Source organism: uncultured Oxalicibacterium sp. (assembly GCF_913776015.1).
In the GTDB taxonomy this organism is placed as follows: domain Bacteria; phylum Pseudomonadota; class Gammaproteobacteria; order Burkholderiales; family Burkholderiaceae_D; genus Oxalicibacterium.
Genome location: NZ_CAJYMD010000033.1, coordinates 1 through 13,428 on the forward strand (window position 1 = coordinate 1; position 13,428 = coordinate 13,428).

General features: G+C 55.5%; 10 protein-coding genes, 1 pseudogene and 1 riboswitch. Of the genes and pseudogenes, 1 reads left to right on the forward strand and 10 read right to left on the reverse strand.

Annotation, left to right across the window (positions count from 1 at the left end; translation table 11 throughout):
- From QZ725_RS05085 to gcl, 8 genes and pseudogenes are all read right to left on the reverse strand, one after another.
- Nucleotides 1–146, reverse strand: a pseudogene (locus QZ725_RS05085) (thiazole synthase); the annotation flags it as partial.
- A 117-nt stretch (nucleotides 147–263) separates the two neighbouring features.
- Nucleotides 264–467, reverse strand: a complete 204-nt coding sequence (gene thiS, locus QZ725_RS05090) for a sulfur carrier protein ThiS (RefSeq protein WP_293776953.1) — start codon at nucleotides 465–467, stop codon at nucleotides 264–266.
- The gene (thiC, locus tag QZ725_RS05095; RefSeq protein ID WP_293776955.1) at nucleotides 464–2,377 is read right to left on the reverse strand and encodes a phosphomethylpyrimidine synthase ThiC; all 1,914 of its coding nucleotides are present in this window, start codon (nucleotides 2,375–2,377) and stop codon (nucleotides 464–466) included. The genes thiS and thiC overlap by 4 nt, the downstream gene beginning before the upstream one ends.
- 81 nt (nucleotides 2,378–2,458) lie before the next feature.
- Nucleotides 2,459–2,566: riboswitch (TPP riboswitch) on the reverse strand.
- A 248-nt stretch (nucleotides 2,567–2,814) separates the two neighbouring features.
- Nucleotides 2,815–4,230, reverse strand: a complete 1,416-nt coding sequence (gene pyk / locus QZ725_RS05100) for a pyruvate kinase (protein WP_293776957.1) — start codon at nucleotides 4,228–4,230, stop codon at nucleotides 2,815–2,817.
- Between the two features lie 75 nt (nucleotides 4,231–4,305).
- A complete protein-coding gene (locus tag QZ725_RS05105) occupies nucleotides 4,306–5,571 on the reverse strand; it encodes a glycerate kinase (protein WP_293776959.1) in 1,266 nt (421 codons plus the stop codon).
- A 119-nt stretch (nucleotides 5,572–5,690) separates the two neighbouring features.
- Nucleotides 5,691–6,578 (reverse strand): 2-hydroxy-3-oxopropionate reductase, encoded by an 888-nt coding sequence (gene glxR, locus QZ725_RS05110; RefSeq protein WP_293776961.1) that lies wholly within the window; start codon nucleotides 6,576–6,578, stop codon nucleotides 5,691–5,693.
- A 132-nt stretch (nucleotides 6,579–6,710) separates the two neighbouring features.
- Complete coding sequence (gene hyi / locus QZ725_RS05115; protein WP_293776963.1) at nucleotides 6,711–7,490, reverse strand: hydroxypyruvate isomerase; 780 nt, start codon at nucleotides 7,488–7,490, stop codon at nucleotides 6,711–6,713.
- A gap of 1 nt (nucleotide 7,491) precedes the next feature.
- On the reverse strand, nucleotides 7,492–9,240 hold the full coding sequence (gene gcl / locus QZ725_RS05120) for a glyoxylate carboligase (protein ID WP_293776966.1): 1,749 nt from the start codon (nucleotides 9,238–9,240) through the stop codon (nucleotides 7,492–7,494).
- Between the two features lie 124 nt (nucleotides 9,241–9,364).
- On the opposite strand from gcl, the gene QZ725_RS05125 reads away from it, so the two are divergent.
- A complete protein-coding gene (locus tag QZ725_RS05125) occupies nucleotides 9,365–10,270 on the forward strand; it encodes a LysR family transcriptional regulator (protein WP_293777000.1) in 906 nt (301 codons plus the stop codon).
- 130 nt (nucleotides 10,271–10,400) lie between these two features.
- On the opposite strand, the gene pntB is transcribed toward QZ725_RS05125, so the two are convergent.
- Nucleotides 10,401–11,807: a Re/Si-specific NAD(P)(+) transhydrogenase subunit beta gene (gene pntB, locus QZ725_RS05130; RefSeq protein WP_293777003.1), complete on the reverse strand. Its 1,407-nt coding sequence runs from the start codon at nucleotides 11,805–11,807 to the stop codon at nucleotides 10,401–10,403.
- 14 nt (nucleotides 11,808–11,821) lie between these two features.
- The gene (locus tag QZ725_RS05135; RefSeq protein WP_293777006.1) at nucleotides 11,822–13,426 is read right to left on the reverse strand and encodes a Re/Si-specific NAD(P)(+) transhydrogenase subunit alpha; all 1,605 of its coding nucleotides are present in this window, start codon (nucleotides 13,424–13,426) and stop codon (nucleotides 11,822–11,824) included.
- Between the last annotated feature and the right edge of the window lie 2 nt (nucleotides 13,427–13,428).

Sequence of the window (13,428 nt, forward strand, 5' to 3'; positions counted from 1 at the left end):
ATGGCGACGGTGACGATTTCGGCGCCGCTGGCCAGACTGGCTTCGCGGGTTTCGGTCAGGTCTTTGTACTTGCCGCTGCCGACCAGCAGGCGCGATTTGTAGGCCTTGCCGGCAATGGTCAATTGGGACTCTTCAAACGAGGACATGCAATATCTCCAGAAAATTTGGCAGGCAAATGCCGCCGACAGGCAACACAAACAAAATGATGCGAACGACATTCACATGCCGCCTGCATCGTCTGCATTAGTTAGCCTTCGCTGACTTCAACCACCGCCGATGGCACGTACGATATCGACGCGATCAGCGGGTTCGAGAACACGGTCGCACCAACGATTGCCACTCACCACCTCACGATTGATGGCGACCGCCAATGCTTTGCCTGTCAAGGACAACGCCGCAATCAGATCGACCACGGTAGAACCGTGCGCGATCTGATGCGGAGCGCCGTTGAGTTCGATCTCGATCATTGCTTGCGATACAGCTCGGCACCCGTCTTGACGAACTCGACGGCCTTTACTTCCATCCCTTGCTTGAGTGCGGCAATCTCCGAAATACCCTGACTCGCAGCGTAATCGCGCACTTCCTGCGTGATCTTCATGGAGCAGAAATGCGGGCCGCACATCGAGCAGAAATGCGCCACCTTGGCCGAATCCTTGGGCAATGTTTCATCATGAAATTCACGTGCCTTGTCGGGATCGAGACCAATGTTGAACTGATCTTCCCAGCGGAATTCGAAGCGCGCTTTTGACAATCCGTTGTCGCGAATCTGCGCGCCCGGATGGCCCTTAGCCAGATCGGCAGCATGCGCAGCGATCTTGTAGGTGATGATGCCGTCCTTGACGTCGGTCTTGTTCGGCAAGCCCAGATGCTCCTTCGGCGTGACGTAGCAGAGCATCGCCGTGCCATACCAGCCGATCTGAGCTGCACCGATACCCGAGGTGATGTGGTCGTAACCTGGCGCAATGTCGGTCGTCAAAGGCCCCAACGTGTAGAACGGCGCTTCGTGACAATGCTCGAGTTGAAGGTCCATGTTCTCCTTGATGAGATGCATCGGTACATGGCCCGGCCCTTCGATCATCACCTGCACATCATGCTTCCACGCGATCTGCGTGAGCTCACCGAGCGTACGCAATTCGCCAAGCTGCGCTTCATCGTTCGCATCGTAGATTGACCCCGGACGCAAACCATCTCCAAGCGAGAACGACACGTCGTAGGCCTTCATGATTTCGCAAATCTCTTCGAAGTGTTCGTAAAGGAAGGATTCCTTATGATGTGCGAGACACCACTTCGCCATGATGGAGCCGCCGCGCGAGACGATGCCCGTCATGCGCTTGGCCGTCAGCGGTACGTATTGCAAACGCACGCCGGCATGGATCGTGAAGTAATCGACGCCCTGTTCGGCTTGCTCGATCAGCGTGTCACGGAAGATTTCCCACGTCAGGTCTTCGGCCTTGCCGTTGACCTTTTCCAGCGCCTGATAAATCGGCACCGTACCGATCGGCACCGGCGAATTGCGGATGATCCATTCGCGCGTTTCATGAATGTGCTTGCCAGTGGACAAGTCCATCACGTTGTCGCCACCCCAGCGAATCGCCCACGTCATTTTTTCCACTTCCTCGCCGATCGAGGAAGTAACGGCCGAGTTGCCGATATTGGCATTGATCTTCACGAGGAAGTTGCGACCGATGATCATCGGTTCGACTTCAGGGTGATTGATGTTGGCGGGAATGATGGCACGCCCCATGGCAATCTCGTTGCGCACGAATTCCGGTGTGATTTCCTTGGGGATCGCGGCGCCGAACGATTGCCCCGGATGCTGGCGGCCCATCATCTCGGCAAGCTTTTCGCCCTTCGGACCGGAGCGTTTGAGTTCTTCGAGATAAGCCTTGCGATTCATGTTTTCGCGAATCGCGACGAATTGCATTTCCGGCGTGATGATGCCGCGACGCGCATAGTGCATTTGCGTGACGTTCTTGCCAGCGATAGCGCGACGTGGCTTGCGATGCAGGTTGAAACGCAACTCGGCCAGCTTGGGATCGTTGAGACGTTCGATGCCGTAAGCCGATGTCGGGCCTGCCAGTTCCTCCGTATCTTCACGTTCGAGAATCCACGGCAGGCGTGGCGTTTGCAGACCGGAACGGATATCGATCTTCACTTCAGGATCGGTATAAGGCCCTGAGGTATCGTAGACATAAATTGGCGGGTTCTTTTCGGCACCGAACGAAGCCGGTGTGTCGGCCTGCGAAATCTCGCGCATGGGAACGCGAATGTCGGGGCGCGAACCCTGAATGTAGATTTTGCGGGAATTGGGCAGCGGCTGGATGGCTGCTTCGTCTACCGTGGCGGTAGCAGAGAGAAACTTCGGATTGGCATTCATTTTGGCTCCTTGGCTAACTACGGCTTGGAGCCAGCTAAGGAGGTGGGAAGCGATCGTACACGCCCGCCGATCAGGTGCGAACGATCTCTTCTTCAGCTTCCCTTCGCTGGCATTATCCAGATCAGGTTCAAGGGTTTTTCGCACCCGGCCAAACGAACTGCATTTGACCTAGGACCCCTAGCTATGTGTTGCAACTTCTTTTACGACATCTACTGCTGTTGCCGTCTTTGTGGCAACAACATCAGTCTATGAACTGATGCCGATACCGACATTGACCGCAGTCAAACTTTGACATCTGACATGAATGGATTGCCGCTGAATCTTGCCTCAACCGCTTGCATCAGCTTTTGCTTCAATCGGCGCCGATCGCCGATTTCTGACAATCCATTGATGTCAGTTCTGAAGTGCGATCACTTGCACCTCAGAACCGTCATACATTACTTGATCGTTGCGATGTGCAACAGGTTGGTCGTGCCCGACTCACCGAATGGCAGACCAGCCGAGATCGCGATGTAATCGCCCTTCTTGGCAAAACCTTCGCGCTCTGCAGCCGTCACTGCTTCGCTGACCATTTCGTCAACCGAGTGCACGTCTTTACCGACGATCGAGTGGATGCCCCAAACCCATGCCAGACGGCGTGCGGTTTTGAGTTCTGGCGTGATGCTCAGGATCGACGTGGTTGGGCGAACGCGTGCAGCGCTCATGCTGGTGCTACCGGACTTGGTGTAAGTCACGGTGCCAGCTGCCTTGATCGCAGCGGTGGTGTCACGCAAGGCGTTGCAGATTGCATCTTCCGGCGTTGGACGTGGCGTCACTTGTTGTGCGTCAAGCAGCGTGCGGTAGACAGGATCGCTTTCCACTTCCTTGATGATGCTGTCCATCATTTGGACGGCGCGAACAGGGTTTTTACCGCTGGCCGATTCAGCCGACAGCATGACCGCATCTGCGCCTTCGTAGATCGCGTTTGCAACGTCCGATGCTTCTGCACGCGTTGGCATTGGCGATTCGGTCATCGATTCCAGCATGTGCGTTGCAACGATCGTTGGACGACCGTATTTACGCGATACGCGGATGATTTCTTTTTGCGCACGTGGCACTTGCGAGATCGGCAGTTCAACACCGAGGTCACCACGCGCCACCATCACGGAGTCGGATGCTTTGCAGATTGCATCGATGTCGAGCATGGCGGCTGGTTTTTCGATCTTCGATTGAATCAGCGCGCGATCGCCGATGATCTTGCGTGCGTCTTCGATATCGGAAACTTGTTGCACGAACGACAGTGCAACCCAGTCCACGCCCAACGACAGAGCAAACTCCAGATCGACCAGATCTTTCGGTGTCATTGCAGGAATTGGCAGGATTGCGTCTGGTACGTTGACGCCTTTGCGGTTCGAAATTTTGCCGCCGGTGGTCACGCGCGTCACCATGCGGTCACCCGTATTGCTTTCTACCGACACGCGAATCTTGCCGTCATCGAACAACAGGTTCTGGCCCGCTTTGACAGCGGCGAACAGTTCAGGATGGGGCAGATAAACGCGGGTTGCGTCGCCAGGCGTTTGATCACGATCAAGAACGAATTCTTGACCGGCGGTCAGGACAGCGGAATCACCATTGAAGGTGCCCAGACGGATTTTTGGACCTTGCAAATCGCACAGGATGGAAACTGGACGACCGTATTTTTTTTCCAGGCCACGCACGATTTCGTGACGTGCGCGGTGATCTTCGTGCGAACCGTGGCTGAAGTTGAAGCGGAACATGTCCACACCAGCTTCGAACAGCGCGCTGATGGTTTCTACATCACCACTTGCTGGGCCCAGGGTAGCAACGATTTTTGCTTTGCGATTACGTCTCATGACAGTCTTCTTTTAAGTTGAGATAAATAAAATCAAACGCCCCGACGAAACTTTCATCGAGGCAGATTCGGAAAATTACAGAATCAGGATGGCGCGGAAGTCATTGACGTTGGTACGCGTCGGACCGCTGACGATCAAATCGTCGAGACCGCTGAAGAAACCATAACCGTCGTTGTTTTCCAGCATGGCCTTGGCGTTCAAGCCCTTGTCTACTGCACGCGTCCAGGAATCCGGTGTGTAGAGCGCGCCGGCATTGTCTTCCGAACCATCGATACCATCGGTATCGCAGGCCAATGCGTAGATGCCTGGCGTACCTTGCAAGGACACGGCGAGACTCAACAGAAATTCGGCGTTACGGCCACCACGACCATTGCCGCGCACCGTCACCGTGGTTTCGCCGCCGGACAGAATCACGCATGGCTTGGCAAATGGCTGGCCGTACTTGGCAACCTGCTTGGCCAGTGCGGCATGCACCATACCGACGTCGCGCGATTCACCTTCGAGATCGTTCGACAGGATGTATGGCGTGATGCCTGCGGCACGTGCCTTTTCCGCAGCGGCTTCGAGTGCGTGCTGTGCTGTCGCGATGACGTGATGTTCATTGCGGGCAAAACGCACGTCGTCCGGTTTCGGGGTTTCCCCCGCACCGGATTCCAGATGCTTGCGCACGTTGTCGGGCAGGTCGATGTTGTACTTCTTCAGGATCGCCAGCGATTGCTCGCAAGTCGTTGGATCCGGCAGCGTCGGGCCGGAAGCGATCACGCCTGGATCGTCGCCTGGCACGTCGGAAATCAGCAGCGTGATGACTTTGGCCGGTGCGCATGCCAATGCCAGACGACCGCCTTTGATGGCCGACAGGTGCTTGCGCACGCAATTCATTTCGGAAATCGTGGCACCGCTCTTCAGCAATGCCTTGTTCAATGCCTGCTTTTGTTCGAGCGTGATACCTTCGCCCGGCAGGCTCAACAGCGCTGAACCGCCACCAGTAATCAGGCACAGCACCAGATCATCTTCGGTCAAACCCTTGACCATGTCCAGCATGCGACCGGCAGCAGCACGACCAGCTTCATCCGGTACCGGATGCGCGGCTTCGACCACTTCGATCTGCTTGCAGTCGGCACCGTGATCGTAACGCGTGACGATCAAGCCTTCGACCTTGCCCGGCCACGTATCTTCAACGACCTTTGCCATTGCCGCTGCGCCCTTGCCGGCGCCGATCACCAGCGTGCGCCCTTTGGCGGATTGCTTGGGCAGGTAGGCGGGCATGCACTTGCGTGCGCTCACAGCCTCAACTGCGGTGTCATACAGGTCGTTCAAAAACTGGCGGGGATCAATCGACATGGGAACAGGATACTTTCAACGGTAAATCAAAAAACGGGGAACACGAACCGGCATCGCTGACTGCTGCAACGCCGGCTCGCTCACCGCAACCGAAGTTGCGGTGTACTGCCAACGACGAATTACGCCTTGGCGATTTCGTGGTTCGACATGATTTCGATCGCGCGGCACAGTGCCGAGTGATCCATGCCGCTCAAACCGTTTGCAGCGCAAGCGTTCATCAGTTCCTGGGTTGCTGCAGTGTTCGGCAGCGTCACGCCCATCGACTTGGCGCCTTGCAATGCCAGGTTCAGATCTTTCTGGTGCAGTTCGATACGGAAACCTGGGTTAAACGTACGTTTGACCATACGCTCGCCGTGCACTTCCAGAATACGCGAGTTGGCGAAACCACCCATCAGTGCCTGACGCACTTTGGCTGGATCGGCACCGGCTTTCGATGCGAACAACAGGGCTTCGGAAACAGCTTGGATGTTCAGTGCAACGATGATCTGGTTCGCAACTTTGGTGGTCTGACCATCGCCGTTACCGCCAACCAGCGTGATGTTCTTGCCCATCAGTTCGAAAAGTGGCTTGACGGTGTTGAAAGCGGCTTCCGAACCACCGATCATGATCGTCAGTGAGGCTGCTTTTGCACCGACTTCGCCGCCGGATACTGGTGCATCCAGGTATTCAGCGCCGAGTGCGTTGATTTTCTTGGCGAATTCTTTGGTCGCGATTGGCGAGATCGAGCTCATGTCGACAACGATCTTGCCTTTGCTGATGCCCGAAGCAACACCGTTTTCGCCGAACAGAACGGCTTCCACGTGCGGGGTATCCGGCACCATGGTGATGATGATGTCAGCGTTCTTGGCAACTTCAGCGCCCGATGCGCAGACTTTTGCGCCACCGTCGATCAGTTCCTGTGCAGGTGCTTTCTGATCGTGAACGTACAGCTCGTGGCCACCTTTTTGCAGGTTGAGGGCCATTGGCGCGCCCATGATGCCCAAACCGATAAATCCGACTTTTGCCATGTTATTGACTCCTGAGTTTTTTAATGAAACGCGACCGTGATGGTACGCGTATGGTGCAATGCTTGTGTGACGAGAACGTGAAAGTCCGATAAAAGTCATGGGCAGCCCGAAGACCGCCCATGATTTTTTCTCTTACACGCCGTGCGCAGCGCGCCAGCCGAGACCTTCTACCGTACCGGCTTTCGGTTTGTACTCGCAACCGATCCAGCCTTGGTATCCGATTTCGTCCAGATACTTGAACAGGTAGGTGTAGTTGATCTCACCGGTACCTGGTTCGAAGCGGCCTGGATTGTCGGCCAACTGCAGATGTGGAATCACTTTCAGGTTATTCTTGATCGTGTTTGCCAGCTCACCTTCCATGCGTTGCATGTGATAGATGTCGTACTGGAAGAACAGATTGTCCGAACCAACCTTGGCGATGATGTCCAGCGTTTGCTTGGTGCCGGTCAGGAAGAAGCCTGGGATATCGAACGTGTTGATCGCTTCGATCAACAGTGGAATACCCGCTTCTTTCAGCTTGGCAGCCGCATATTTCAAGTTCGCAACCAGGGTCGCTTCTGCTTGCTCATGCGTCACGCCGGCAGGCACGATACCCGACAGGATGTTGACCTGTTTGGTGCCGAGTACCTTGACGTACTCGATTGCCTTGTCGACACCGGCCTTGAACTCTTCCACACGATCCGGATGGCAAGCGATACCGCGCTCACCTGCTGCCCAATTACCGGCTGGCAGATTGTGCAAGACCATTTCCAGATTGTTTTCTTTCAATTTCGCAGCGACATCAGCCGCCGGGAAATCGTAAGGGAACAAGAATTCAACGCCTTTGAAGCCATTCTTTGCAGCTTGTTCAAAGCGGTCCATGAATGGCACCTCGTTGAACAGCATCGTCAGATTAGCAGCAAGTTTCGTCATCTTAGTCTTCCTTCACATCCAGGATTTCTTCGAATTCATTGATCGCGTTGATCTCGGTACCCATCGCGATGTTGGTAACGCGTTCGAGGATGATCTCGACAACGACCGGCACTTTGAATTCCTTGATCCACTCTTGCGCTTTGCGCAGAGCTGGTTGGATGTCGTCTGGGTTGTAGACGCGAATTGCTTTACAGCCGAGGCCTTCCGTGACCTTGACGTGATCAACACCGTACGAAGCGTTTTCGGTCGAGTTGATGTTGTCGAATGCCAGCGAAACGCAGTAGTCCATCGTGAACATACGTTGTGCTTGACGGATCAGGCCCAGGTACGAGTTGTTCACCAACACGTGGATGTATGGCAGGTTGAACTGTGCGCCAGCAGCCAATTCTTCGATCAGGAACTGGAAGTCGTAATCGCCGGTGATGGCAACGATTTCGCTGGTTGGATCGGCAGCCCGGACACCCAGAGCAGCTGGAACGGTCCAGCCCAATGGACCTGCTTGACCGCAGTTAATCCAGTTACGTTCTTTGTAGACGTGCAGGAATTGACCGGCAGCGATTTGCGACAGACCGATGTTCGATACATAACGTGCGGTTTTGCCGAACACGGTGTTCATTTCCTGGTAAACACGTTGTGGCTTGATCGGCGTGACGTCGAAGTCGGTCTTACGCAGCATCGTGCGCTTGCGTTTCTGGCATTCGGCCAACCATGCATCACGGTTTTTCAGTTTGCCGGCAGCTTTCCATTCTTTGGCAACTTCAACCAGCAAGGTCAGAGCCGCTTTTGCATCGGAAACGATACCGAGGTCAGGACCGAACACACGGCCGATCTGCGTTGGTTCGATGTCGATGTGAACGAACTTGCGGTCTTTGGTGAAGACGTCGATCGAACCGGTGAAACGGTTTGCCCAACGGTTACCGATACCGAATGCGAAGTCCGAAGCCAGCATCGTGGCATTGCCATAACGATGCGAGGTTTGCAGGCCAACCATACCGACCATCAGTGGGTGGTCATCAGGAACGGTGCCCCAGCCCATCAGGGTTGGCACGACTGGCACGTTGACCAGTTCAGCGAATTCTTGCATCAGCGGAGTTGCGTCAGCATTGATCACGCCACCACCGGAGATCAGCAATGGACGCTCTGCTTCGTTCAGCATCGACAGTGCGCGCTCGATTTGCTTGCGGCTTGCTGCTGGCTTGTAGACTGGCAATGGCTCGTACAGATCCGGATCGAATTCGATTTCAGCAACTTGCACATCGAATGGCAGATCGATCAACACAGGACCTGGACGGCCCGAACGCATGATGTGGAATGCTTGTTGGAACACTTGTGGAACCAGCGCTGGCTCACGCACCATGACCGACCATTTGGTCACTGGCTTCGAGATCGATTCGATATCGACAGCCTGGAAGTCTTCCTTGTAAATACGTGCGCGCGGTGCTTGACCGGTGATGCACAGAATCGGGATCGAGTCAGCTTGTGCCGAGTACAGACCGGTCACCATGTCGGTGCCGCCAGGGCCCGAGGTTGCCAGCGCAACGCCGATATTACCGGCTGCTGCACGCGTGTAGCCTTCGGCCATGTGGGTCGCAGCTTCTACGTGACGCGCCAGAATGTGCTTGATCGTGCCGTTTTTTTGCAATGCCGAGTAGAACGGATTGATCGCTGCGCCAGGAACGCCGAACGCCTGATCAATACCTTCTTTTTGCAGAATCCAGACTGCTGCCTGGGCTGCGGTCATCTTTGCCATCATTACCTCCAGTGAATGAAATTTTTACGACTAATGCGAATTTTTACAGGTACGTATACTAATTGCTATGCAATAATTTGAGAATAGAACATTTGTTCAACCCATTAAATACTTCAGGTATCGAATGGATAAGCTCAAACAAATCGAAGCGTTTACCTCTGCCGTCGAGCACGGCAGCTTTGCCGCCGCCGCTTTGGCGCTGCAAGTCACGCCTGTCATGGTCGGGCGCCGCATCGATACGCTGGAGAAACGCCTCGGCGTTCGCCTGCTGCACCGCTCGACACGCCGTCTGGCTCTTACAGAAGAAGGCTCCGTCTATCTGGAGCACTGCAAGAAGATGCTGACGGAACTGGATTTGGCAGAAAGCGCCATTTCCGCAGGACAACATCAAGTTGCCGGACACTTGATCGTTTCCGCACCCGCGTCCTTCGGCCGACAGCACGTTGCACCTTACGCGCCATCCTTCCTGAAGCAACATCCGGGTCTGAAAATGTCCTTCAACCTGACTGACCGCGTGGTCGATCTGGTGCAGGAAGGCTATGACATGGGGATTCGTATCGGCGGCAACATCGATCCGAACTTCGTTGCCGTCAAGCTAGCGTCCAACAAGCGCGTGGTCTGCGGCACGCCGGAATATTTCCAGAAACACGGCAAACCCCGGACACTGGATGACCTCTCCAAGCATAATTGCCTTGCCTTCAACTTGCAAGGCGGCCAGCAGCGCGGCTGGTATTTCAACCACCGAGGCCGCATGGTGTCGGTACGCGTCAATGGCAGCCTGGATTGCAACGACGGCGAATTGCTGCACCGCTGGATGACGGAAGGCTTGGGCATTGCCTGGCGCTCAGTATGGGAGATCCAGAGCCAGCTAGAAAGCGGCACCCTCGTTACGGTGCTCGACGATTATGCGATTCCTGAATACGACATCATGGCCGTCTACCCAAGCCAGAGCAATGTTCCCGCCAAGGTACGCGTATTCATCCGTCACTTGCAGGAAATGTATAACCAGCCCGGTTACTGGAGTAGGTAGATATGCACCTTCTTCGCATTGCCTGCGCTATCAATACGCCTATGCAGCCACTACCCTTCAAGTTCGCACACCAGCGTCCATAAAACAAAAAGCCCGCTTGCGCGGGCTTTTTTGATCGAGCTGAAGAAGCTTAGGCTTTGAGCGTTGCCAATACTTCGTCCAGCATCTTCTTCGCATCACCGAACAGCATGCGATTGTTTTCTTTATAGAATAGTGGATTGTCGACACCAGCGTAACCCGAAGCCATCGAGCGCTTCATGACGATGGTGGTTTCTGCTTTCCACACTTCCAGAACCGGCATACCAGCGATCGGGCTGTCCGGATCGTCCTGTGCATCCGGGTTCACGATGTCGTTTGCGCCAATGACCATGACGACGTCGGTATCCGGGAAGTCTTCGTTGATTTCGTCCATTTCCAGCACGATGTCATACGGCACTTTCGCTTCCGCCAGCAACACGTTCATGTGACCAGGCATACGACCGGCAACCGGGTGAATCGCGAAACGCACGTTGACTTTCTTTTCACGCAGGAACTTGGTGATCTCGTTCACGGTGTGCTGTGCTTGTGCAACTGCCATGCCGTAACCTGGAACGATGATGACGCTCTTGGCTTCGCGCAGCAGTTCGGCGGTTTCCTGTGCCGACACTGGCGTTGCTTCGCCAACTTGTTCCTTGGCAGCGCCACCAGCTTTTGGTGCACCACCACCGAAACCACCGGCGATCACGCTGAAGAAGTTACGGTTCATTGCCTTACACATGATGTAGGACAGAATCGCACCCGACGAGCCGACCAGTGCACCGGTCACGATCAGCAGATCGTTGCTCAGCATGAAGCCGGTTGCTGAAGCAGCCCAACCCGAATAGCTGTTGAGCATCGACACTACGACCGGCATATCGGCACCACCAATGGCCATGACCATGTGAATACCGAACAGCAGGGCGATGACCGTCATGATGATCAGCGGGGTCATGCCTTCTGCAACGGTTTCAGCCTGGATGAACTTGGCACCGAAGTAGATTACAACGACCAACAGACCCAGATTGAGCCAGTGACGTGCCGGCAGCATCAGCGGCTTGCCGCCGATCTTGCCGTTCAGCTTACCGAAAGCGATCAGCGAACCCGAGAAGGTCACGACACCGATCAGGATGCCGACATAGATTTCGACATCGTGAATGGTCTTTTCCGCGCCCTCGAAGTGCAGCGATGGATCGACATAGCTGGCGAAACCAACCAATGCAGCAGCCAGACCGACGAAGCTGTGCATCAATGCGACGAGCTCAGGCATTTCGGTCATCTTGACGACCTTGGCCGCGTACAGACCGATTGCACCACCAACGACCAGCGCAATGATGATCCATGCGTAGCCATCAGCGGTCACGCGTGGGCCAAACACCGTCGCCAAAACGGCGATGCCCATACCAATCATGCCGTACAGGTTGCCGCGACGCGAGGTTTCCGGATGCGACAAGCCACCCAGACTGAGAATAAACAGAATTGTTGCTCCGATGTAGGAGACAGTAGCCAGATTTGCAGACACTTGGGGTCTCCTTCTTAATTCTTACGGAACATGTCGAGCATGCGACGGGTAACGGCAAAACCACCGAACATGTTGATGGCGGTCAGGACGATGCCCAGGGCTGCCATGACCTTGATCAACATTTCAGGGCGCGTGATACCCCCAGCCAGCGGAGGCGCAACCTGTACCAGCGCGCCGATCACGATGATCGACGAAATGGCGTTGGTGACGCTCATGAGTGGGGTATGCAGTGCCGGCGTCACATTCCAGACGACCATGTAGCCGATGAAGCAACCCAATACGAATACCGTCAGATGGCCGAGGAACGCGGAAGGCGCGCCAAAGCCGATCAGGCCGAACAACAATGCTGCGAAAACAAACATGACAGCCACACGCGTCGGCGATGCCACGGTGGTGCTTGGACCATGACCGTGTGCTGGCGCAGGTGCAGCAGCAGGCTTGGGTTGCGCAGGCGCAGCCGACAGCTTCGGTGCTGGCGGTGGCCAGGTCACATTGCCTTGATCGATGACGGTCGTGCCACGTACGACTTCGTCTTCCATGTTCATCTTGATCGCCGCAGCGCCTTGACCGGCTGGGTCGACGCTCTTGGTCTTGATCAGATCTTCCGAGAGACGGAATAGGTTGGTGGCGTACAGCGTCGAAGCGGTTTTTGCGAGACGCGTTGGCAGATCCTTGTAACCGATGATGGTCACGCCATGCACGGTCGTCACTTCGCCCGGAACGGTCAGTTCGCAATTACCACCCTGCTCTGCTGCCAGATCGACGATGACCGAACCCGGCTTCATCGATTTGACCATGTCAGCCGTGATCAGCTTCGGCGCTGGCTTGCCTGGAATCAATGCGGTGGTGATGATGATGTCGACTTCCTTGGCTTGCTGCGCGAAGGTTTCGCGCTGTGCCTTCTGGAATTCTTCCGACATGACCTTGGCGTAACCGCCGGTGCCGGCACCGTCTTCTTCGTAATCGACAGCGATGAATTCACCGCCCATCGAAATGATCTGGTCGGCAACTTCCTTACGCGTATCGTTCGCACGAACGATGGCGCCGAGGTTCGCCGCTGTACCGATGGCAGCCAAACCAGCCACACCCGCACCAATCACGAATACCTTGGCTGGTGGAACCTTGCCTGCGGCCGTGATCTGACCCGTGAAGAAGCGACCGAATGCATTGGCCGCTTCGATGACGGCACGATAGCCGGCGATGTTGGCTTGCGAGGACAATGCGTCCATCTTCTGTGCGCGCGAGATACGTGGCACCGAATCCATGGCCAGCACGGTTGCCTTCTTGGCAGCCAGCTTTTCCATCAATTGCGGATTTTGCGCAGGCCAGATGTAGCTGACCAGCGTACCGCCTTCTTTCAGCAGGCCAACTTCTTCCTCGTTCGGGCCGCGCAGTTTGAAAATGATGTCGCCCTTGGCCCAGACTTCGGCGGCAGAGCCGACAACTTCTGCGCCAGCTTCACGATATTCATCGTCGCTGATATTGCTGGCCGCACCGGCGCCGGATTCGACGACGATGGCATAGCCTTGCTTGATGAGCTTTTGCACAACCTCGGGAACGGTTGCGACACGTGTTTCACCGGGGAAGGTCTCCCGCGGCACTCCTATAACTAAAGACATGC